This window comes from Pseudoxanthomonas sp. CCNWLY206-1, assembly GCF_039710385.1.
Lineage (GTDB): Bacteria > Pseudomonadota > Gammaproteobacteria > Xanthomonadales > Xanthomonadaceae > Pseudoxanthomonas_A.
In genome coordinates, this window is the sequence record NZ_JBDKXI010000002.1 from 207,519 (window position 1) to 229,949 (window position 22,431).

A 22,431-nucleotide genomic window follows, 5' to 3' on the forward strand; every position below is an offset into this window, starting at 1 on the left:
CTCGCTCCGCGCCCCAGGGTGCATCTATGGACGACGACCCTACCTCCCCCGCCCACTGTCGCCCGCGACACGGAAGCATGCCCGCCGCTCCCATCCATGGCCGGGGAGCGTCCCGTGCTTGAACTTCTCATCGTTGCCGCCCTGATTGTCCTGAACGCGTTCTTCGCGCTGTCGGAAATGGCGCTGATGACCTCCCGCAAGTTGCGCCTGAAACAGATGGCGCTGGAAAGCCGCGGCGCCCGCGTGGCGCTGGCGCTGGCCGAGCATCCGGATAATCTCCTGTCGACGGTCCAGGTAGGCATCACTTTGATCGGCATCCTGGCCGGCGTTTTTGGCGGCGACGCCATTGGCGCGATGATCGCCCAGTGGCTGGCAGGGGTCTGGCCCAACGGCCAGGAATACGCCCGAGGCATCGGCATCGGCACCGCGGTCACCCTGATTACCGCCAGTTCCGTCATCTTCGGCGAGCTCATCCCCAAGCGCCTGGCGTTGACCAATGCCGAGAAGATCGCCGCCGCGGTCGCCATACCGCTGGATTGGCTGTCGCGGTTCGCCCGGCCCGTCGTGTACGTGCTGGGTGCGATCAATCGTTCGGTGCTGCGCCTGCTCGGCATTCGCGACGACAACCGCAATGCCGTCAGCGAAGAAGAGATCCGCCTGCTGGTTAGCGAAGGCCATGCCCAAGGCGTGATCGACGTCGACGAGCGCAACATGATGAATCGCGTGCTGCGCCTGGGCGACCGCACCGCCGACAGCCTCATGACACCGCGCAAGCGCGTGGTGTGGCTGGACGTTTCCGCCAGCTACGAGGAAAACCTGGAGACCATGCGGGAATCGCAGTTCTCCCGTTTTCCGGTGTACCGCGGCAGCGACCAGGACGTGATCGGCGTCCTGGAAGTGAAATCGCTGCTCGACCGTTTCGCGGATCAGTCGCCGGAGATTTTCCGCAATTTGCGCGAGGCGTTGTTCGTATCCGAATCCACGCACGCCATGAAACTGTTGGAGATCTTCCGCGAAGAACAGCAATCGCTGGCGTTGGTGGTCGATGAATACGGCGAGATCCAGGGATTGGTGACGCTGAGCGACTTGATGGGTGCGGTCGTTGGCCGTTTGCAATCCGCCGAGAACGCCGAAGAGGACGCACTGGTGGTGACTCGCGCGGATGGCTCGCTGCTGGTGGACGGTTCGCTGGGCAATGACGATCTGCGCGAACTGCTGGGCGGCGTCGCCCTGCCCGACGATGACGAATACAACACGGTGGCGGGCCTGATGATCGAACACTTCGGCCGCATTCCGCATGTGGGCGAACACTTCGACATGGCGGGATGGCGTTTCGAGGTCGTTGACCTGGACGGCGCGCGCATCGACAAACTGCTATTGCAAAGGCTGCCGGAAGACGATGGCGAAGACGTCACCGCCTAGAACCTGCATGCCTTCTTCCGACCACTCCACTCCCAGTACCCGTGCCCTGCTCGACGCCTTCGCTTCGGGCGATCCCGATGAAGTGCTGCAGTTAGGCAGTTTGTTGTCGGGCTTCGGCCAAAGTGCCTTCGGCATGTTGCTGTTTATTGGGGTGTTGCCAGCCTTCATTCCCGTGCCCGGGCTTGGCGGCGCCATCGGCGGTCCGCTGGTCATATTGGTGGGCGTGCAGCTGCTGGTGGGACTGAGCAAATTGTGGCTGCCGTCCTTCATCGCCAGGCGCGGTCCGCATCGCCGCATGCTGGTGAAGTTCCGCACCCGGATGTCGCCCTGGCTCGGGCGGCTGGAAAAGCTGGTTCGGCCGCGCCTGCACATCGTGCTTGATCACCGGCTGGCGTTGTCTTTCACCGGCCTGCTGCTGGTGCTGCTCGGCTTGCTGTTGGCCCTGCCTGTCCCCTTCACCAACTATCTCTTCGGCGGACTGTTGCTGCTGTTCGCGCTGGCGTTGTTGGAACGAGACGGCGCCTTGATGCTGGTCGCCTGGATTGGCGGTGGCATCGCGGTGGTGGTATTCGGCTTTCTCTCGGGCAACCTGGTCACCGCGGCGACGCAATTCGTTGACCGCTGGTTCTAGATGGTTGCCCCTACGCTTCTGTAGGAACGGACGCTTCTGTAACCATGGGCGCGCACTGTAGGAGTGGCGTCCCGCCGCGAGCTCTACCTCACCGTGCTCAGAAGCAAAAAAGCTCCTAGCGCGGATAAGAGCGTAAGAATGATTTAGAGAAATGCATGCGGCCCAAGAGCCGAGCAAGCTCGGCTCTACGAAAATCATTGTGCCGCTATCGGCGTAAGAGCTCGCGGCGGGACGCCGCTCCTACGTCGAATGTCTCGATATCACGACGGACGGTGTGACCTGTCGCCGGCGACTTAGGTGACCAAATGCGCGAACTCGGCGGCGGTGACCGGATAGCCCAGCCAGTAGCCCTGCGCCAGATCGCAGCCACGCTCACGCAGCAGGTTGAACTGGCCTTCCTTCTCCACGCCTTCCGCCACCACCGTAATCCCCAGCGAGTGGGCCATTGCGATGATCGCGGTGGTCAATGCCAGGTCATCCGGGTCACGCAGCATGTCGGCAATGAAGCTGCGATCGATCTTCACCCCGTCCACCGGAACGCGGCGCAGGTGGCTCAAGCCGGAGAAGCCGGTGCCGAAATCGTCCAGCCATACTTTCACTCCGGTCCGGTGCAACGTGGCTAGCAGAGCACTGGCATGGGCTTCGTCGCTGATGACCGCGGTTTCGGTCAGCTCCAAGTGCAGGCGCGAGGATGCCAGGCCGGTGTCGCGCAGGCATTCGGCCACGACTTCCGGCAAGTCTCCGCTACGCAATTGGCGCGGCGATACGTTGACCGATACGAACAGCTGATCGAGCGAGTCGCGATCCGTGCTCCAGCGTGCCGCCGCCGTGCAAGCTGCGCGCAGCACGCGCGGACCAATGGTTTCGATCAGCCCACTTTGCTCGGCCACGTCGATGAAGACCGACGGCGCCACCATGCCCAGCTCCGGATGCTGCCAACGCAACAACGCTTCGGCGCCAATGATCTTGCTGTCGGACAAGCGGAATACCGGCTGGTACAGCAAGCTCAGCTCGCCACGTTCCCAGGCACCGCGCAGCTCCTGTTCCATCCGTACGCGCCGCTCCACCGCCTGATCCATCGCGCGGCTGTAGAAGCGGTAGCAGTTCTTGCCCGCGACCTTCGCCTGGTACATGGCGATATCGCCGTTCTTCATCAACGCGGTGGCGCCGGACGCATCTTCAGGGAACAAGGTGATACCGATGGAAGTACCCAGGAACACCTGGCGGTCCTGCACCAGGATCGGCCGGCCCAACTCGGTGACCAGTTTTTCCGCTAACCGGGTAGCGCAGGCACGCACATCGCCGTCCTGGATAAGGATCACGAACTCGTCGCCGCCGAAACGCGCCAACAGCGCGTCGTCGCCGCCCAGCAGTTCCACCGCATCGCGAATACGGTTGGCGAACTGTTGCAGCACCTCATCGCCTGCCTCGTGACCCAGCGTGTCGTTGACGCGTTTGAAATCATCGATGTCGGCGAACAGTAGCGCCAACTGGCGGCCCGCGCCGCGCAGCATCATCAAGCGGTGATCCAGGCTCTCGCGGAACGCCAGGCGATTGGTCAAGCCGGTCAGCGAATCGGTGTAGGCCATCCGCCGCACGTCGCGATCATGACGGGCGATGCTGTCGCTCATGCTGCTGAAAGCGCGCACCAGTTCGCCGACTTCGTCCTGGCGATCGCTGGCCAGGCGTTCGCCTTCGTAATTGCCTGTCTCGATGGCGTGTGCGGCCTGCGCCAGTTGGCGTATCGGCCGCACCAGTGTTCGCTGCACATAAACGACGATGGCGAAGCACGCGACGATCAGCGCGACCAGCAACGCCGCCACCCAACCCAGATGCCGCGCTCCGAGTTCCTTCAAGCGCGCGCGTGCCGCACCGATGGCTTCATCCTCGTAGGCCTTCACCGAAGCGATGGAATAGCCAACGCGCACGCCGCCGATGCGCTGGTTGCCGATCATGATCGGCTCGGACACATCAACGATCTGCGCTGACCACTGTGTGTGCAGTTTGCTGGTCGCGATAGCTTCGTATGCCAAGGGATCGGCCATCTGCTTGCCGTACGCAGCGATTTCTTCGGTGCCGTCATGGATGATCCGGCCCTGCGGGTCGTAGACCAGCACATAACTGACATCCGGCTCCTTCTGCGCCGAACGAACGATATTTCCCACCGTGTCCAGGTCGAAGTAATAAAGCGGGTTGGCGAGCGTATCGGCCAGTTGGTCCACGGTGGCTTCGCCATGCCGGCGCAGGCTGCCTTCCACCACGCTGTGCATGGCCTCGCGGCCGAGTTCGCCGACTTCCTGTTGCATCGCCGTCTGCCGATGCAGCAATAGCAGCAGCAACGCCGCGACGACGGCCAGCATCACTGCCATCACCGCCAGGAACCGCGCCTGCAAGCCGAAGCGCACGCTCTTGGAACGCATGCTCTTCATTCGACTTGCTCGCGCACGCGCAGGACGCCTTGGCGCAGATGATCCAACGCTTCCAAGGAAGCCGAATCCACCGGCATGAACCGCGTGGTGCGGAAGAACAACTGCAGTGCTTCGCGCGCGTCGGGATCGTTGGCGGCTTGCAACAACACTTCGCGCAGCCGCGCCTCCACTTTTGGATCCAGATCGCCACGCACCATTTCCAGCGCGCGCGGGTAGTCCGGAGTTTCGTGGATGATGCGGAAATCGGTGCGGAACGCCGGCGGCATCCGCCGTATGTCTTCCCAGTCCAGATTGCTGACCACGCCCGCATCCACCAATCCCTTGTGGACCCACGTGGCGAGGTTCATTTCAGAACGGGCGAACACGTAACCCACCGAGTCCGGCGCCGGCCTGTCCATCGGCGACAGAAGAATTTCCAGGCGTTGTCCCGCGTCCAGGAGCTCCACCGCCGGCGCGAAGTAAGCGCTGGTCGAGGCGGTGTTCTGGAACGCCACCGTGCGCCCTGTCAGGTCCGCCAGCTTTTCCAACCCGCTGTCGCGGCGGACGAAGAAAACCCCGCGGTAACGGTCCGCCCCGCCGCGCTCGGTCAGCAACAACGGACGCGCCCGTGCGCGCTCCTGCAGGCGCATGGCGGTGCCGGCGGTTTCGGTGACCCAGTCCACCCGGCCGCGACGCAGATAGCTGGTCATCTGCTGCACGTCGCGCGCCATCAGTATCCGGCCTTCGGTGATGCCCACGTCACGCATGCGCGGCACCACGTAATCCAGCAGTGGCTTGAGCTGCTCGTAATGGGTCTTGGGATCGTCGCTGATGCGTCCCAGCACCAGTACCTGGCCATCGCTGGCGGCATTTGCCGCTGCGGTGGTAAAGGGAAATGTGGCTGCGCCTACCAGAATCAGTGCCAAGCCGAACCAGATTGTACGCAACGAGGAAAGCCCGACTAAACGATCTCGCGAGACTAGCGGAATTTGTGACTCCCGGACAGTCAGGGCGCCTTCTCCCGTGCTAGCCGAGCCATGCGCTGGGTGTCCGCCAGGATTCCGCGCAACAAGCGGACTTCCTGCTCGTTCAGATTGGCGCGCAGGAACAGTCGGCGCAGCTTGCGCATGGCCGAGTCGGGTGCGCGGCCTTTGTGGAAATCCACATCCATCAGCGTTTCCGCCAGTTGGCCGAAGAATCCCTCCATCTGCGCATGGTTGGCCGGGGTCTCGTCAGGGTGCAGGGCCTGCGGAGCCGGAATGGCGGCCAAGGCGAGCAGCGCCAGGCGCAACTCATATGCCAGCACCTGGACCGCGGCCGCCAGATTGAGCGAGCTGTATTCGGGATTGGCGGGGATATGCACCGACGCGTGGCATAGCTGCAGTTCCTCGTTGGTCAGGCCAGTCCGCTCGCGCCCGAACACCAGCGCCACCTCGCCCTGCCCGGCGGCGTCCACCGCCTTCTCGGCCGCATCGCGAGGCACCCATTCGTCCAGCGCCACTCGCCGGCTGCGCGCGGTGCAACCCAACACGAAGCGGCAGTCCGCCACTGCTTCGGCCAGGGTGTTCGCCACCACGGCTTCGGCCAGCAAATCGTCAGCCCCGGCCGCACGCCGGAACGCCTCTTCGGCTGGATAGTTTTCCGGTGCCACCAGCACCAGTCGTGCCAGGCCCATCGTCTTCAGCGCGCGCGCGGCGGCGCCGATATTGCCAGGGTGCTGGGTGCCCACCAGCACCACTCGGATGCGCCCTGCGGCGGCGTCGAAAGGATTGTCAGGAGTCTTCATGGGTGCAGATGGTAAACTGCGCGGGCCGGCCATCGAGCCGTGCTGCTCTTTTCCACTCGTTGCGCCCCATCACCGCCTGTCCGAGGTTGTCTTACCCATGCAGAAGCCCGTCATCACCGTCATGGTCAAAGCCGCCCGCCTGGCAGGCAATGTGCTGTTGAGGAACATCAACAAGCTCGATAGCTTGAACGTGGTACAGAAAGAACGCATGGACTACGCCAGCGAAGTGGACGCAGACGCCGAAAAGGTCATCGTCAAGGAACTCCGCCGCGCCTATCCCGACTATGCGGTCGTGGGCGAAGAAGGTGGCAACCAGGGCAGCGGACGCTATACCTGGGTGATCGACCCCTTGGACGGCACCAGCAACTACCTGCGGGGCTTCCCCCACTATTGCGTCTCGATCGCCCTGGTCGATAACGGCGAACCCACCGACGCGGTGATCTTCGACCCGCTGCGCAACGACCTGTTCACCGCCAGTCGTGGCGGCGGCGCCCAGCTCAATGAGCGGCGCATCCGGGTGACCGACCGCAAGGAGCTGGCGGGTGCCATGGTCGCTACCGGTTTTGCGCCACGCGAGCGTGCACGCACCGGTGCTCAACTGGAATGCATGCGCGAGCTGCTGGTGCATGCCGAAGACGTACGCCGTGCCGGTTCGGCCGCCCTGGATCTGGCCTATGTGGCCTGCGGCCGTCTCGACGCTTATTTCGAAGCTGGTGTGAGGGACTGGGATATCGCAGCCGGCGTGTTGCTGGTACGCGAAGCCGGCGGCAAAGTCTGCGATTTCCGCGGCGCCAGCCTTGCCCGCCTCGATGGCCGCAGCGCCCTGACCCGCCAGGTCGTCGCCGGCAACCTGCGCGTCTGCGAAGCGGTGCAGAAAACCATCGTGACGTCCGGCTACGCCGCCACGTTCACCTGATCCGCAGCGTGCGCCATGCGCGCACGGCGAGCATTGCATCACGTAGAGCGGAGCTTGCTCCGCTGCTTTGGATCAAGACAACGTCCCGAAGAGCAGCCGAGCAAGCTCGGCTCTACAAAAGCAACCGCAATGACGTAGAGCGGAGCTTGCTCCGCTGCTTCGAAACAAGACAGCGCCCAAAGAACAGCCGAGCAAGCTCAGCTCTACAAAAGCAACGGCAATGACGTAGAGCGGAGCTTGCTCCGCTGCTTTGGATCAAGACAGCGCCCAAAAAGCAGCCGAGCAAGCTCGGCTCTACAAAAGCAACGGCAATGACGTAGAGCGGAGCTTGCTCCGCTGCTTTGGATCAAGACAACGTCCCGAAGAGCAGCCGAGCAAGCTCGGCTCTACGTCGGATCGCACAAAAAAGGCCGCGCAATTGCGCGGCCTTTTCTGTGTTGCGGTCCCTGGGACTTAGGGCCGGCGTGCCAGCGCCGCTTCGTCCTTGGCACGTGGCAGCAAGTCCTGCTTGGTGACCTTCAGGAAACCGATGGTCAGCAACGGACAGGCGATGAAGATCGAGGAAATGGTACCGATCACGATCCCCATCATCTGCGACAGCGCCATGCCTTCCAGCGAGCCGCCACCGTACATGTACAACGCCAGCACGGTCAGGAATGCGACCAGCGAGGTGATGATGGTGCGCGACAGGGTTTGGTTGATCGACCGGTTCAGCACTTCCGTCGGCTCGGCACGCAATGAACGGAAGTTCTCGCGCACGCGGTCGAATACCACGATGGTGTCGTTGATCGAGAAGCCCATCACCGACAACAGGCCTGCCAGCACGGTCAGGTCGAACTCGCGCCCCGTCAGAGCGAAGAACCCTGCGACGATCAACACGTCATGCAAGGTGGTCAGGATGGCTGCCACGGCGAACTTCCACTCGAAGCGGAATGCGATGTAGATCAGGAAGCCGACCACCACGAAGATCAGCGCGTAAAGGCCGTTCATGGCCAGTTCCTTGCCGACCTGCGGACCTACGAACTCATTGCGCAGCATCGTCGCCTGGTTGTCAGCCGTCGAAGCCAGACGGATCACGTCCTGCGCTGCACGATTATTGGTATCGGAGCTGGTCTGGTCTTCGCGCGGCTGCAGGCGAACCAGCAGGTCCTTGCCGGTGCCGAAGGTCTGCACCTGGGCACTCCGGTAACCGCCTGCCTCCAGTCGCTCGCGCACCCCATCCACGTCGGGCGCGGTGTTGAAGCGCAGCTCCACCACCGTGCCGCCGGTGAAATCGAGCGCGTAGTTGAAGCCATTCACCACCATCGCGCCCACGGCGACGACCGCCAGCGCGACCGCCACGGCGATGGAGAACCAACGCAAACGCAGGAAGTTGATGTTGGTATGGTTGGAAATGAGGTGCAACGGGAAAATTTTCATGGTCTTGGGTCTCCCGTCAGATGGCCAGCGACTTGAGCTTGCGGCGGCGGCCGTAGATCAGGGTGGCGACGGCACGCGACACGGTCACCGCGGTGAACACGGAGGTCAGGATGCCGACGATCATGGTAATAGCGAAGCCCTTCAACGGGCCGGTACCGAACGCGAACAGCGCCACGCCCGCCAGCAGCGCGGTCATGTTGGAGTCGAAGATGGTGCCGGAGGCTTTGTCGTAACCGGTGGCGATCGCCGCCTGTGGCGGTACCCCGGCTCGCAGTTCCTCGCGTATGCGTTCGTTGATCAGCACGTTGGCGTCCACCGACATACCAATGGACAACGCCAAGCCGGCGAAGCCGGGCAAGGTCATGGTGGCGCCGAACAACGACATCACCGCCACCACCATCACCAGGTTGAGCAACAAGGCGATACAGGTGATCAGGCCGAACATGCGGTAGTAGACCAGGAAGAACGCCAGGGCGAACAGGAACGAGTACATCACTGCCTTGGTGCCGCGCTCGACGTTTTCCTTGCCCAGGCTGGGACCCACCACACGCTCTTCGATGAAATCCATCGGCGCTGCCAGCGAACCAGCGCGCAGCAGCTTGGCCAGGCTGTCTGCTTCGGCCTTCTCCAATCCCGTGGTCTGGAACTGCTTCCCGAATACGCCATTGACGTTGGCTACTGAAATCACTTCTTCCCGGATCCTGGTACCGCGGACTTCCTTGCCATCAACGATGGTCACCTGGGGAATCCGTTCGATATAAACCACGGCCATGGGTTTACCCACGTTGGCGCTGGTGAAATCGAACATGCGTTGGCCGGCAACGTTGTTGAGAGTGACGTCCACGGCCGGCAGGCCGTTGCTGTCCGCGCCAACGCTGGCCTTGGTCATCTCATCACCCGAGGCGATGATCCGCTTGTTGAGCAGTATCGGGCCGCCCTTGTCGCGCAACTGATAAACCTTCGCCTCCGGCGGGATCCTGCCGCTGGCCACGGCATCGGCGGCACTGCCATCCACCACCGCACGATATTCCAGCGTCGCGGTCGCACCGATCAGGCGCTTGGCCTCGGCGGTGTCCTGCACACCGGGCAGCTGCACGACCACGCGGTCGTTGCCCTGGCGCTGAATGATGGGTTCGGCCACGCCCAGTTCATTGACACGATTGCGCAGCGTGGCGATGTTCTGCTCGATGGCGTCGCCTGCCACCTGGTTCAATTCGCTTTCGGCCAGACCGATCACCAGCTGCTGGCCGCTGATCTCATAGGTCGGGGCGGTTCCTGGCGCTACGCCGGCACCCGCCGATGCGGTAAATGCTTTTGCCAACGCGTCGCGCGCGTCTTCAGGCTTCTGGCCCGGCACCAAGGTGACCACCATGCTGTCGTCGGGACGACGCTCCACCGACTGGTACTTCACCCGCGCATCGCGCAGCGTCGTACGGGCGTCTTCCAACAGCGAGTCAATGCGCTTGTTCAACGCGGCCCGCTGATCCACTTGCAAGACGAAATGCACGCCGCCCTGCAGGTCCAGGCCCTGAACCATGGGCTGGGCGCCCAGCTTGCTTAGCCAGTCCGGCACCGTGGAAGCCAGGTTCAACGCCACCACGTAGTCTTCGCCCAGGCTCTGGCGCAAGCTGTCGTTGGCCTTGGTCTGCGCGTCCAGGTCAGGCAGACGCACCAGCAAGTTGCCGCCGTCCTGCTCCACCTCTTTGGCGGTCACTCCCACGTCCTTCAATGCCGCATCCACGCGTTGCCGCAAGGCGCTGTCTATGGCGAAGCCGCGATTAGGGGTGATCTGGACCGAAGGATCTTGCGGGTAGATGTTGGGCAACGCATAGAGCGTGCTGAACAGCACTACCAGCAGGATGAGGACGTATTTCCAACGTGGGAATTCAAGCATTGCGGCAACCCGCACGAACCCTTCCCGGGTCCGCGCTCAGCAGTGGTGTAGAAACAGTGGATTCCGGCGTGGCGCGAACGGCGACAAGCCGGCGTGGATCAATTCATGAAATCAGGCGGACTTCAACGTGCCCTTCGGCAGCACGTTGCCTACGGCAGCCTTCTGTACGCGGATACGCACGCCTTCGGCGATTTCCACGGTGACGAAGTTGTCGCCGATGTCGGTAACGGTGCCGGCGATACCGCCGGAGGTGATGACTTCATCGCCCTTGGACAGTTTCTCCAGCATGCCGCGGTGTTCCTTGGCGCGCTTCATCTGCGGGCGGATCATCAGGAAATACATGACGGCGATCAGAGCGATCGGCATCAGCAGGCCAAAACCACCCAGGCCTTGCGGCGCTGCTGCGCCAACGACCTGCGCATGGGCCGGCGCGATCAGGAAATCTAGCAAATTCATGTATTTATCCATATATATACGAAACCAGCCGGGAATTATGCCACGCGTGACCGCTCCCGTCCCCACGGACCCGCACCGCACGGCGCAATGAACAGGGCCGGCGGGTCAAAGACCCCGGGAAATGCCGAAAGGTTCCGCGGGAGCGTTAGGTAGGAGCGGCGTCCCGCCGCGAGCTTTTTCCGTCAGATCGCGATAGAAGCGAAGAGCTCGCGGCGGGACGCCGCTCCTACAAAAACCTGTCTGCCCCTGCAGGATCAGGGTGCCGGCAACCCTCGGGCGGCGTAGAACGCCGTCCGGAATTCGGTGAAACGCCCCTGCTCGATGGCCGCGCGCATATCGGCCATCAGCTTCTGGTAGTACCAGAGGTTGTGCAGGGTTCCCAGCATGGGCGCCAGCATTTCGTTGCAGCGGTCCAGATGGCGCAGGTACGACCGGGTAAAACCGTTGCGGCAGGCGTAACAGCCGCAACCGGGCTCGATCGGATCCATATCCTGCTCGTACTTGGCATTGCGGATGCGCACCGTGCCGGACGAGGTGAAGTAATGGCCGTTGCGCGCGTTGCGCGTGGGCATGACGCAGTCGAACATGTCCACGCCGCGCGCCACTGATTCCACCAAGTCTTCCGGCCGGCCCACGCCCATCAGGTAGCGCGGCTGATCCTGCGGCAGCAGGGGATGGACATGTTCCAGAATGCGGTTGCGCTCTTCTTCCGGCTCGCCAACCGCCAGGCCGCCGATGGCGTAACCGTCGAAGCCGATCTGGCGCAAACCCGCCGCCGAGCGCTCGCGCAGGTGTTCGTGCACGCCGCCCTGGACGATGCCGAACAGCGCCGCGTCGTTGCCGCCGTGCGCGGCTTTGCTGCGTTCGGCCCAACGCAGGCTCAGCTCCATCGACTTGCTCGCTACTTCCTCGGTCGCCGGATACGGCGTGCACTCGTCGAAGATCATCACGATGTCCGAATCGAGCACCTTCTGCACATGCATGCTTTCTTCCGGCCCCAGGAACACCTTGCTGCCGTCCACCGGCGAAGCGAAGGTCACGCCCTGCTCGGTGATCTTGCGGCGATGCGCCAGCGAGAACACCTGGAATCCGCCGGAGTCGGTGAGTATCGGTTTGTTCCAGCGAGCGAAGCCATGCAGGCCGCCGTGCTTTTCGATGACCTCCAACCCCGGCCGCAGATACAGATGAAAGGTATTGCCGAGAATAATCTCCGCGCCGAGTTCCTCGGTGTGTTCCGGCAGGATCCCTTTTACCGAGCCATAGGTGCCGACCGGCATGAACGCCGGCGTTTCCACCGTACCGCGCGGAAACGTCAGCCGGCCGCGACGGGCGACGCCATCGGTGCCCAGCAATTGGAAGCTCAGTCGTGACATGTCGTTCGCTACTAAGGATGTTCTGAAGAAAAGGGCCGGACTATTTGGGACGAATCATGCTGAAGGTATCGCGAGTGGTGGCATAAAGACTGCCACCCATGCGGCCGACCAGGTCCAGCTTGGCCGCGTCGGCGTGGCGTGCATCGGCCAGCACATCATCATCGATATGCGCCAGCAGCACTTCGGCGAAAACCAGATGATGGGTGGGCCGCTCGGCCGGGTACGGCTTGATCTCCGCCAGTCGACACTCGAACGCCACCGATGCGCCAGCCACCCGCAGCGGCGTTACCCGTTCGCTGGGAACAGCGGCAATGCCGAATTGCTCGAATTCGCTGATGCCGTGCGGCAGGCTGGACGAACTGGCATTCATCGTTTCGGCCTGCGCGTGACTGACCAGATGCACCACCAGTTCACCGTTGTCGCGCAGGTTGAGCAGTGTGTCTTTCGGTTCGCCTCCATTACGCTGGCTGATGCTGATCATCAACGTGGGCGGGTCGTCGCAAACCACCTGGAAGAAGCTGAAAGGCGCCAGATTGTCGATGCCATCGAACGATCGCGTGGACACCCAGGCGATCGGCCGCGGCGTGACCGTCGCCGTCAGCCAGCGATAGCCTTCCGCAGCTGGCAACTCGGAGAAATCAAGACGCATCCGGCTGCCCTTTCGCCGCATCATCCGCCTGCGGGAACAGCAGCATGGCATCACCATAAGAGAAGAAACGGTAGTGCTCGCGCACCGCGTGCTGGTAGGCGGCCATGACGCGCGCCTTTCCAGCGAAAGCGGATACCAGCATCAGCAGCGTGCTTTCCGGCAGGTGGAAATTGGTGACCATCGCGTCGACGCTGCGGATGCGATAACCGGGGAAAATGAAGATCTGCGTTTCGCCGGCGAATGGTTGCAATTCACCGTGACCGTTCTCATTCACGCGTGTCGCCGATTCCAGCGCTCGCACAACCGTCGTTCCCACGGCGATCACCCGGCCGCCGCGCGTGCGGGTTGCGCGTACTTGTTCCACCAGCGAAGCGCCCACGTTCAACCACTCACTGTGCATCCGATGTTCGCGTACATCTTCGACCCGTATCGGCTGGAAGGTGCCGGCACCCACGTGCAAGGTCACGTGGCCGAAGTTGACGCCTTTGGCACGTAGTGCGTCCAGCAACGCATCATCGAAATGCAGGCCCGCGGTCGGCGCGGCCACGGCGCCCAACTCGCGCGCGAACACCGTCTGGTAGCGTTCATCATCGTCGGCGCCGGGCTGGCGCTGGATGTACGGCGGCAGCGGCAATCGTCCCGCCTTCAGCAGCCAGCTTTCCAACGAATCGGGCACATGGAAGCGCAACTGGTAGAACTCGCCATCGCGGCCCAGCACTTCCGCTTCGCCGCCCGCATCCAGATGGATACGGCCGCCCGGCTTGGGCGATTTGCTGGCGCCGATTTGCACCCGCGCTGCGTTATCCGGCAGCAGGCGCTCGATCAGTATCTCCACGCGTCCGCCGCTGTCCTTCTGCCCGAACAATCGCGCCGGGATTACCCGGGTGTCGTTAAACACCAGCAAATCGCCCGGAGCCAGCCACTCCGGCAAGTCACGCACATGGCGATCCGCGAACGGTTGATCCCCCGGTGGCACCACCAACAGGCGGCTGGCGGAACGCTCGGGCAGCGGAGCCTGCGCAATCAGCGCTTGCGGCAATTCGAAATGGAAGTCGGACTTCTTCACGGGGTTGGCCTGGGGAGGGCGCGCATTGTACGTGAGCGAGGCTTTTCTTACCGATGGCGCGGGCTGCGGCGCTTGCGGCTGCCGGTAAAAAAACTGACCTACCGCTCGAATTTGGTCGACAGCACGATGGATGAGGTGGTCCGCTCAACCCCTTCAATCGCGCCGATCCGGTCGGTCAGCTGGTCCATGGCGTCCACCGAAGGCACCACGCCAATCGCGATCAGGTCGTAGGCGCCGCTGACCGAATGCAGCACCCGCAGTTCAGGCATCGCGCGCAAGGCTGCGACGACCGAGGTCATCTGCTTGGGGTGAACCGTGATCATGATGTGGGCGCGGATATAGACGCGCTCGAAATCTTCGCGCACCCGTACGGTGTAGCCGCTGATGATGCCTTCCTGCTCCAGCCGTTCGATGCGGCTTTGCACGGTGGTGCGGGACAGATTGAGCCGGCGGGCGATCTGAGCGGTGGAGGCGCGCGCGTTCTCCCGCAGGAGGGATAACAGCAGTTCGTCGGTGGCGGAGATCTTCATTCGGCCGGCATTTTCGTCGATTCGACGAAATTTAGAGGAAATCTGCGCAAATCATAACTGTCAAACGACGAATTTATCTAGATAATTGGAAGCTTGCCTTCAGTACCTACAAAAGAGACGCCCATGTCCCCGATCGAACTGCTCGCCCCCCTGCGTGCCCACAAGGGCAAACGCCTGACCACTGGGCTCGACGATGCCATGGTGACGCGATTCGCGGCGACCCACCCCGACCTGGTTGCCGCCATCAAGGCGGCCGCGGAAGAGCATGCCGCGCTGCAGGGCGAGTTCGCCGAACTGTTCGATATGGACGAAGACCAACAGCTGCGCGCTGTCCAGGGCGGCTTCGTCAACTTCTATCCGGACGACGCGATCACCCCTTACATCGCGCTGGCCGCACGCGGCCCCTGGGTGGTCAGCCTCAACGGAGCGGTGCTGTACGACGCTGGCGGCTACGGCATGCTCGGCTTCGGCCACACCCCCGAGCAGGTGATGGCCGCCATGGCCAAACCACAGGCGATGGCCAACATCATGACGCCCAGCCTGTCGCAGCTGCGTTTCGACCGTGCACTGCGCAAGGAGATCGGGCACACCCGCGGCGGTTGTCCCTACGCCCGCTTCCTGTGCCTGAATTCAGGTTCCGAGTCGGTGGGCCTGGGCGCGCGCATCGCGGACATCAACACCAAGCTGCAGACCGACCCGGGCGCCAAATACGAAGGCCGCGCGATCAAGCGCATCGTGGTGAAGGGTAGCTTCCACGGCCGCACCGAACGCCCGGCGCTGTATTCGGACTCCTCACGCAAATCCTATGTCCAGCATCTGGCGAGTTTCCGCAACGAAGACTCGCTGATCGCCATTGAGCCCTACGACGTGGACGCGTTGAAGCGCGCATTCGCCGACGCCGACGCCAAGGGCTGGTTTGTGGAAGCCGTATTCCTGGAGCCGGTGATGGGCGAAGGCGACCCGGGCCGCTCGGTACCCCCGGCGTTCTACGCCGCCGCGCGCGAGCTGACCCGCAGCCACGGCAGCCTGTTCCTGGTCGATTCGATCCAGGCGGGCCTGCGCGCCCATGGCGTGCTCTCCATCGTGGACTACCCCGGTTTCGAAGGCCTGGATGCGCCGGACATGGAAACGTATTCCAAAGCGCTGAACGCCGCGCAATATCCGCTGTCGGTGCTGGCGGTCAACGAACGCGCCGCCGGCTTGTATCGCAAGGGCGTGTACGGCAACACCATGACCAGCAATCCACGCGCGCTGGACGTTGCCTGCACGGTGCTGGAAATGTTGACCCCGCAATTGCGCGAGAACATCCGAGTGCGCGGCAAGGAAGCTGTGGAAAAACTGGAAAAATTGAAGGCCGAGTTGGGTGGACTGATCACCAAGGTGCAAGGCACCGGCTTGTTGTTCTCCTGCGAATTGGCACCCCAGTTCAAGTGCTATGGCGCGGGTTCCACCGAGGAATGGCTGCGCGAGCGCGGCGTCAACGTGATCCACGGCGGCGCCAATTCGTTGCGCTTCACGCCGCATTTCGCGATGGCATCGGATGAACTGGATCTGCTGGTCAGCATGATAGGCCGTGCCCTCCGCGAAGGACCGCGCGCCGCGCAGCAAGCCGCGGCGGCTTAAGCAACCTGGTGCGTCTCGCTGTAGGAGCGGCGGCTCGCCGGTAGGAGCGGCGTCCCCGCCGCGAGTTCTTCCTGCCAGACCGCGATAAAAGCAAGAGCTCGCGCCGAGACGGCGCTCCTACAGAATCCTGATATTGCCGTTGTAGGAGCGGCGTCCCGCCGCGAGCTCTTCCTGCCAGACCGCGATAAAGCAAAGAGCTCGCGCCGAGACGGCGCTCCTACAGAAAATCCTGATATTGCCGTTGTAGGAGCGGCGTCCCCGCCGCGAGCTCTTCCTGCCAGACCGCGATAAAGCAAAGAGCTCGCGCCGAGACGGCGCTCCTACGGAATCCTGATATTGCCGTTGCAGGAGCGGCGTCCCCGCCGCGAGCTCTTCCTGCCAGACCGCGATAAAAGCAAGAGCTCGCGCCGAGACGGCGCTCCTACGGAATCCTGATATTGCCGTTGTAGGAGCGGCGTCCCGCCGCGAGTTCTTCCGTCGGCTTGAAGGGTGCTAGCGGGCAAGCACACAACCCGGCAAATTCAACGCTTTGGCAATATCGCGCCAATCGAACGCGGCAACCGCCTGATCATCGTCAACCGCGTAGAACACGCCCTGCGGGAAACGTGCATCGGAAGTCTGGTCCAACCACACGCCATCGGTGTTGGCCGTCTTCTCACCCGCGAAAGCGCCCAAGTGCCTCAACGTTTTCCGATCGAAGATATGAAACAGGCTGCGATCCTTGAACTGGTCGGTGGCGATCCAATAGCCCGCCCCGCCTTCGCAGCGCATCAATGCCATGCCTTCCGCCTGCGCCTTGAACAGATCCGCTCCGATGTCACGGCCACGGTAACGACCTTCAAGATCGTATTCGCGCAGGCGTGTGCCGGTGGCCACGTCTTCTTCGGCCAGCAGCAATCGGTCGTTTTCCACGTCGCCAAACACCGACTCGGCGATTCGGATAGCACCGGCATCGGTGGTTTCGCCGAAGCTACCCATCAACCTAGCCTGCCAACCCTCTGGCACACGCCGCAGCTGATAACGCTTGAAACGCTGGTCCAACTCCGCCAATGGCGGTGGCAGGTCCTCGTTCTGCGGCGACATGTAGTTGTCGCTGACAATCACTTCGTAACTGTCCTTCTGCGCACGCACCCACAAGCCGTACGGCTGCTTCAAGTCGTCCGCACCAAGCACCAGCAAAGGCTGCATGGATGGCAACTGGAACAGCTGTACTCGATGATTGTCGCGTTCCACCACCAGCGCCAGATCATCGATCACCGCGATGCCGTTCGGACGACGCATCTGCCCCAGTGTCGTGCCCGTACTGCCGACGGTCCGCAGCGGGTGACCGGTGCCGCCGTCGTAGATCACCAGACGATCGCCGGCTTTGGCGGTAGCCAGCAACCAACGCTGACCATCGGGCGCACGCCAACTAGCTGGCGAATCGATATTTTCGGCCGGCGTGGCAGGTGTGAGGAATGCCTCGCGGATCACTTGGTGCGGCAGTTTCGCTTCGCTCAGCAGCGGATCTTTTTCGAAGGCTTCATCGGGCTCGCGGTCCAACTGTGGCGTAGCGGCGCAAGCGGCAAGCGTCCAGACAGCCACACACATGGCGAAGCGAAATTTCACTGGTCATCCCCTGGCAGAAAAACTGCAATAGACAATCGGAAAGCTTGTACCGACCGATTATGAAGTTCTTGTGTCAGTGGACGACAGCGATGCCAATCCGCCCGGTTCGAGGCATGTTCAAGACAATCGCGTGACAAACCGCCACCACATGCGTTTAAGCACGCGGCCAAGCGAGTTGCCCGACACGTCTTGGTCATATTTACGCCACATCGCCCGCGTAGAAAGTTTCGTTTAACTTGATAACGGGGACGTGACACGATGAAACGCAATGCCTTGGCTGCCGGCCTGTCGCAGGCGCTGTTCTGCATGGCGCTACTGCCCGCCAGCTTCGCCGCCACCGCTCAAGTGGTGACGCCTGACGCCGGCGCGGCCGATCCCAAGCAATTGGACACCATCGTGGTCCAGGGGGAGATCGCCTACCGCAACCGCACCGAGGCCACGGCGCCCGTACTGTCGTATGACCTGGAATACTTCCAGCGCTTCGAGCCGCTGACCGTCGGCGACATGCTGAAGCGCGTGCCCAGCATGGTCTTCGTTTCCGATGTATTGGAATACGACGGCGCCCAGCTCCGTGGCCTGGATCCGGGCTACACCCAGATTCTCATCAATGGCAAGAAAGTGCCCGGCGCCGGCAATGATCGCTCATTCTTCGTCGATCGCATTCCCGCCGAGCTGGTGGAACGTATCGAGATCATCCGCAGTACCAGCGCCAACCGTTCAGGTGATGCGGTGGCGGGCGCATTGAACATCGTGCTGCGTGACGCCTATGAGTTCGACGGAAAATATGTACGCGCCGGGGTGATGCATTTCGACGACGGCAAGTACAAGAACACCTATGGCGGGGTAGCCGGCGGAGAGATGGCTGGTGGGCGACTGCTGGGCGGCTTCAACGTGCAGGGGCGTTACAACCCGAAGCTCAAGCGCAGTGACCGTTTCGAAGAACCCGGTGGTGATTTCGTCGATGCCGAGGACCAGACCGACACCCGCGACGGCACCGACTATTCGGCCAACCTGTCCTACACCCGCGACATCGGCAGCGGCAGGCTCACCCTTGACGGCTTCTACGTGCGCACCGATCGCACTGAAACCGAGCACTCGCTGGAGTACAACGATCCATCCAGCATCAGCCGCGACAACTTGCTGTCGGAGAATAATCAGCTGACGGACATCGACCAGGACAATGGATCCTTGGGCGCCGAGTACGTGTTCGACATGGCCGGCGGTCGCACCGAGCTCGATCTCGGCTACGCGCGTTTCGAGGACAACACCATCAGCACCGAGGAAGAAGTCGGCTATGACGATGACGACGCACCACCCTCCTTCGATGGATTCGAGGGCACACGTACGCTTACCGATACCGCTGATCGCGAACTGAGCTTCAAGGCTGCGCACAAGCGCGATCTCGGCGCCGTGCTGATGGAGTTCGGTGTGGATTACCTGGATAAGCAACGCGAAGTCGCGCTGCAGGTCAGCGAAGTGGAAACCGACGAGGAAGGCGCGCCACTGCCGCCTTACGACGAGTTCGACCGCAACACCAGCCGCATCGACGAACGCCGTGTCGACCCTTATCTGATGTTTTCCGGCGCGCAAGGCAGCCTGGCCTGGGAAGCCGGCCTGCGCTACGAGAACACCGACATGGATGTGCGTGCGGACGACGAATCCGCCAGCAATGACTACTCGATGCTGCTGCCTTCCGGCCACCTGAAGTGGGATGTCACTGACAACGACCGCATCAGCCTGTCGCTGGGCCGCACGGTACGTCGACCCAACTTCAATTCGATCCTGCCGCTGCTGTTGGAAGAGGAATACGGCGACAACGATTTCATCGGCAACCCGCAGTTGGATCCGGAGTTGGCATGGGGCATCGATCTCGGCTTCGAACGCCGTCTTGGAAAACGCGGCGTTGTCGGCATCAATCTCTTCTACCGCGATGTGCAGGATCTGATCGAAGTGGTGAACACCGGCGAACCCAGCGCCACCGCAGTCGGCGATTTCGAGGATGAGGTGGAGGAGTTCCTGGAGGAGAATCCGGGTGCGGTCCCGGGCTCGCCCGGGTATCCGGAATTCGATCCCAGCAGCTTCGTCTATACCGCCGCCAACGTCGGCGACGGCTATGTCTATGGCGTCGAGTTGGACATGTCCACGCCACTGACGGCCATCGGAATGCCGGACACGGGCGTGTTCGTCAATTACTCGTGGCTGGACAGCTCGGTCGATGATGCATTCGGTGAGCGTCGTTTCAACAACCAGGCGAAGTACGTCTACAACGTCGGCTTCATCCAGGATGTCCCGTCGTGGGGCTTCTCTTTCGGAGCCAGCTATCGCCGCCAAGGCGATGCGTTTTCGCGCATCCTGGCAGAAGAAATCACCACTCGATATGGCGAAGACCTGGAAGTCTTCGTCGAGAAGCGCTTCGGCCAGAACCTTTCCTTGCGCCTGACCGGGTCCAACCTGCTGGATGCGGACAAACGCGAAGCCTTCAACAAGTTCGACAATGCCGCAGATCAGCTGGACCGCGATTTCGACGAATACGAGCTCGAACGCGAGACCGCTGGGCCGGTCTATCAGCTAATCGCGCGCTTCTCCTTCTGATCGCGCTGCGGTAGCCCATCGCCAGTGAAGCCGGCCCAGTGCCGGCTTCACTTTTTGGGCCCCGCTCCTGGGGCTGATGTTTCGACACCCCGCCGCCGTTGGTGCAGACTTTGCCGGTCCTCCATTGCGGTGCCCACCATGAAAACCGTCGAAGTTCTGCACCCGCTGGTCCAACACAAGATCGGGCTGTTGCGGAATGCCACGCTTAATACCAAGGATTTCCGCGAGTTGGTGACCGAACTGGGCACACTGCTGGCCTACGAGGCCACCGCCGACCTGGAGCTGACCACCGAGACCATGGCCGGCTGGGCCGGTGAGGTGGAGGTAAAGAAGATCGCTGGTGCCAAGATCACCCTGGTGCCGATCCTGCGCGCCGGACTGGGGATGCTGCCGGGTGTGCTGGCGCTGATTCCCACCGCGCGGGTCAGCGTGGTCGGCCTGCAACGTGATGAGGAAACCCTCCAGCCAGTGCCATATTTCGAGAAGCTGACCGGCCGACTGGAAGAACGCGACGCCCTGATTCTTGACCCGATGCTCGCCACCGGCGGCACGTTGATCGCCACCATCGACATGCTCAAACGTGCCGGCTGCCGACGCATCAAAGGCGTCTTCCTGGTTGCCGCACCGGAAGGCCTGGCCGCACTGGAAAAAGTCCATCCCGACGTGGAGGTCTATACCGCCGCCATTGACGAGCGCCTCAACGACAAGGGATACATCCTGCCGGGATTGGGCGACGCCGGGGATCGGATTTTTGGTACGCGCGTTGGATGATGATGCCGAACTGGAGCCCAATGTAGAGCCGAGATTGCTCGGCTCCACGAGAACCGCCTCGGCCCTTGATCTCATGTAGAGCCGAGCTTGCTCGGCTGCTCTTTGCCCGGCGTGCCGTTGCGCCAAGAGCAGCGGAGCAAGCTCCGCTCTACGAGAAGCGCCTCGGCCCTTGATCTGATGTAGAGCCGAGCTTGCTCGGCTGCTCTTTGCTGGCATGTCATTGCGCCAGAGCAGCGGAGCGAGCTCCGCTCTACGAGAAGCGCCTCGGCCCTTGATCCAATGTAGAGCCGAGCTTGCTCGGCTGCTCTTTGCCGGCATGCCGTTGCGCCAGGAGCAGCGGAGCAAGCTCCGCTCTACGAGAAGCGCCTCGGCCCTTGATCCAATGTAGAGCCGAGCTTGCTCGGCTGCTCTTTGCCCGACGTGTCATTGCGCCAAGAGCAGCGGAGCAAGCTCCGCTCTACGAGAAACACCCCGGCTCTTGATCTCATGTAGAGCCGAGCTTGCTCGGCTGCTCTTTGCCCGGCGTGCCGTTGCGACAAGAGCAGCGGAGCAAGCTCCGCTCTACGAGAAGCGCCTCGGCCTGACTGATGTAGAGCCGAGCTTGCTCGGCTGCTCTTGCCCGGCATGCCGTTGCGACAAGAGCAGCGGAGCAAGCTCCGCTCTACGAGAAGCTTCTACAGGTCTTCGGTACGCTGCACCCATTGGCACCACCAATGAGGATAGTCCTCGATACGGGAAACTAGGCCGCTGCGTATTGGGTTGGCCACCAGATAACGAGCCTGTTCAAGCAGGTCCTCATCCTCACGGATTCGGTGGTCATAGAACCCTGGTTGCCATATGCTGCCGCCTCCTAGAATCTCCGCATTCACAGCGCGCGCCAAGCGTGATTTGAATGCCTGCAGGCAACGGCTCAGAGAGCCTTGCTTTAATTCCAATAGCCAATGCACGTGATCGGGCATGATCACCCATGCCAGCGAGGCGACTCTTTCCTCTTCTTCACACCGAGCGATCTCCGTAGCAGCAGCGCCTGCTACTTGGGATTGCCCGAACAGCGGGTCGCGGTTCGAAGTGACGGTGGTAACGACGTAATGCGCCCCGAGTTGGGAATTGCGACCGGTGATTAGACGTGGGCTTGCCATGGAAAAAGCATCGCCCTTTCCATAATTGAATCCTTTAGGGTTCTCCCGAACCTTGTGTAGGGATCAGCCGTTTCGATTTGTCCGTAATGTGCCTGGATAAGTCGAGAGGCAGGAATTCCGCGACACCCGACATCTAATGTAGAGCCGA

The 22,431-nt window shown here is 62.2% G+C and carries 18 protein-coding genes; 6 read left to right on the forward strand and 12 right to left on the reverse strand.

Annotation, left to right across the window (positions count from 1 at the left end; genetic code table 11):
• Window positions 1–114 precede the first annotated feature (114 nt).
• Window positions 115–1,422 carry a hemolysin family protein gene (locus tag AADW18_RS05100; RefSeq protein WP_337342287.1) on the forward strand — a complete coding sequence of 436 codons (1,308 nt, stop codon included), beginning with the start codon at window positions 115–117 and terminating at the stop codon, window positions 1,420–1,422.
• A 7-nt stretch (window positions 1,423–1,429) separates the two neighbouring features.
• Window positions 1,430–2,053: an exopolysaccharide biosynthesis protein gene (locus AADW18_RS05105; RefSeq protein WP_337342288.1), complete on the forward strand. Its 624-nt coding sequence runs from the start codon at window positions 1,430–1,432 to the stop codon at window positions 2,051–2,053.
• Between the two features lie 293 nt (window positions 2,054–2,346).
• On the opposite strand, the gene AADW18_RS05110 is transcribed toward AADW18_RS05105, so the two are convergent.
• The 3 genes from AADW18_RS05110 to AADW18_RS05120 form a co-directional block, all read right to left on the reverse strand.
• A complete protein-coding gene (locus tag AADW18_RS05110; protein WP_337342289.1) occupies window positions 2,347–4,473 on the reverse strand; it encodes an EAL domain-containing protein in 2,127 nt (708 codons plus the stop codon).
• Window positions 4,474–4,478: 5 nt separating this feature from the next.
• Window positions 4,479–5,309, reverse strand: a complete 831-nt coding sequence (locus AADW18_RS05115; protein WP_337342727.1) for a phosphate/phosphite/phosphonate ABC transporter substrate-binding protein — start codon at window positions 5,307–5,309, stop codon at window positions 4,479–4,481.
• A gap of 158 nt (window positions 5,310–5,467) precedes the next feature.
• Window positions 5,468–6,247, reverse strand: coding sequence for an RNA methyltransferase (locus AADW18_RS05120; protein WP_337342290.1), 780 nt, complete (start codon window positions 6,245–6,247; stop codon window positions 5,468–5,470).
• A 97-nt stretch (window positions 6,248–6,344) separates the two neighbouring features.
• Between AADW18_RS05120 and AADW18_RS05125 the strand changes: the two genes are divergently transcribed.
• Window positions 6,345–7,163: an inositol monophosphatase family protein gene (locus tag AADW18_RS05125; protein ID WP_337342291.1), complete on the forward strand. Its 819-nt coding sequence runs from the start codon at window positions 6,345–6,347 to the stop codon at window positions 7,161–7,163.
• Between the two features lie 453 nt (window positions 7,164–7,616).
• Here AADW18_RS05125 and secF read toward each other — a convergent pair whose 3' ends face one another.
• From secF to AADW18_RS05160, 7 genes are all read right to left on the reverse strand, one after another.
• Window positions 7,617–8,582 (reverse strand): protein translocase subunit SecF, encoded by a 966-nt coding sequence (secF, locus tag AADW18_RS05130; protein ID WP_337342292.1) that lies wholly within the window; start codon window positions 8,580–8,582, stop codon window positions 7,617–7,619.
• Window positions 8,583–8,598: 16 nt separating this feature from the next.
• A complete protein-coding gene (gene secD / locus AADW18_RS05135) occupies window positions 8,599–10,476 on the reverse strand; it encodes a protein translocase subunit SecD (protein ID WP_337342293.1) in 1,878 nt (625 codons plus the stop codon).
• A 111-nt stretch (window positions 10,477–10,587) separates the two neighbouring features.
• Window positions 10,588–10,932: a preprotein translocase subunit YajC gene (gene yajC, locus AADW18_RS05140; RefSeq protein WP_337342294.1), complete on the reverse strand. Its 345-nt coding sequence runs from the start codon at window positions 10,930–10,932 to the stop codon at window positions 10,588–10,590.
• Window positions 10,933–11,186: 254 nt separating this feature from the next.
• Complete coding sequence (gene tgt / locus AADW18_RS05145; RefSeq protein ID WP_337342295.1) at window positions 11,187–12,305, reverse strand: tRNA guanosine(34) transglycosylase Tgt; 1,119 nt, start codon at window positions 12,303–12,305, stop codon at window positions 11,187–11,189.
• 40 nt (window positions 12,306–12,345) lie between these two features.
• Window positions 12,346–12,954, reverse strand: a complete 609-nt coding sequence (locus AADW18_RS05150; protein WP_337342296.1) for a flavin reductase family protein — start codon at window positions 12,952–12,954, stop codon at window positions 12,346–12,348.
• On the reverse strand, window positions 12,944–14,020 hold the full coding sequence (gene queA / locus AADW18_RS05155; protein WP_337342297.1) for a tRNA preQ1(34) S-adenosylmethionine ribosyltransferase-isomerase QueA: 1,077 nt from the start codon (window positions 14,018–14,020) through the stop codon (window positions 12,944–12,946). Before queA ends, AADW18_RS05150 begins: the two co-directional genes overlap by 11 nt.
• A gap of 98 nt (window positions 14,021–14,118) precedes the next feature.
• Window positions 14,119–14,550, reverse strand: a complete 432-nt coding sequence (locus AADW18_RS05160) for an Lrp/AsnC family transcriptional regulator (protein WP_337342298.1) — start codon at window positions 14,548–14,550, stop codon at window positions 14,119–14,121.
• 123 nt (window positions 14,551–14,673) lie between these two features.
• On the opposite strand from AADW18_RS05160, the gene AADW18_RS05165 reads away from it, so the two are divergent.
• Window positions 14,674–16,173 carry an aminotransferase class III-fold pyridoxal phosphate-dependent enzyme gene (locus AADW18_RS05165; RefSeq protein WP_337342299.1) on the forward strand — a complete coding sequence of 500 codons (1,500 nt, stop codon included), beginning with the start codon at window positions 14,674–14,676 and terminating at the stop codon, window positions 16,171–16,173.
• 492 nt (window positions 16,174–16,665) lie between these two features.
• Here the strand turns inward: AADW18_RS05165 and AADW18_RS05170 are convergent, their stop codons facing one another.
• Window positions 16,666–17,763 carry a phytase gene (locus AADW18_RS05170; protein WP_337342728.1) on the reverse strand — a complete coding sequence of 366 codons (1,098 nt, stop codon included), beginning with the start codon at window positions 17,761–17,763 and terminating at the stop codon, window positions 16,666–16,668.
• 276 nt (window positions 17,764–18,039) lie between these two features.
• On the opposite strand from AADW18_RS05170, the gene AADW18_RS05175 reads away from it, so the two are divergent.
• Window positions 18,040–20,373, forward strand: coding sequence for a TonB-dependent receptor (locus AADW18_RS05175; protein WP_337342300.1), 2,334 nt, complete (start codon window positions 18,040–18,042; stop codon window positions 20,371–20,373).
• 138 nt (window positions 20,374–20,511) lie between these two features.
• Window positions 20,512–21,144 (forward strand): uracil phosphoribosyltransferase, encoded by a 633-nt coding sequence (upp, locus tag AADW18_RS05180; RefSeq protein ID WP_337342301.1) that lies wholly within the window; start codon window positions 20,512–20,514, stop codon window positions 21,142–21,144.
• A gap of 674 nt (window positions 21,145–21,818) precedes the next feature.
• Here the strand turns inward: upp and AADW18_RS05185 are convergent.
• Window positions 21,819–22,283, reverse strand: coding sequence for a transposase (locus tag AADW18_RS05185; protein WP_337342302.1), 465 nt, complete (start codon window positions 22,281–22,283; stop codon window positions 21,819–21,821).
• Window positions 22,284–22,431 lie beyond the last annotated feature (148 nt).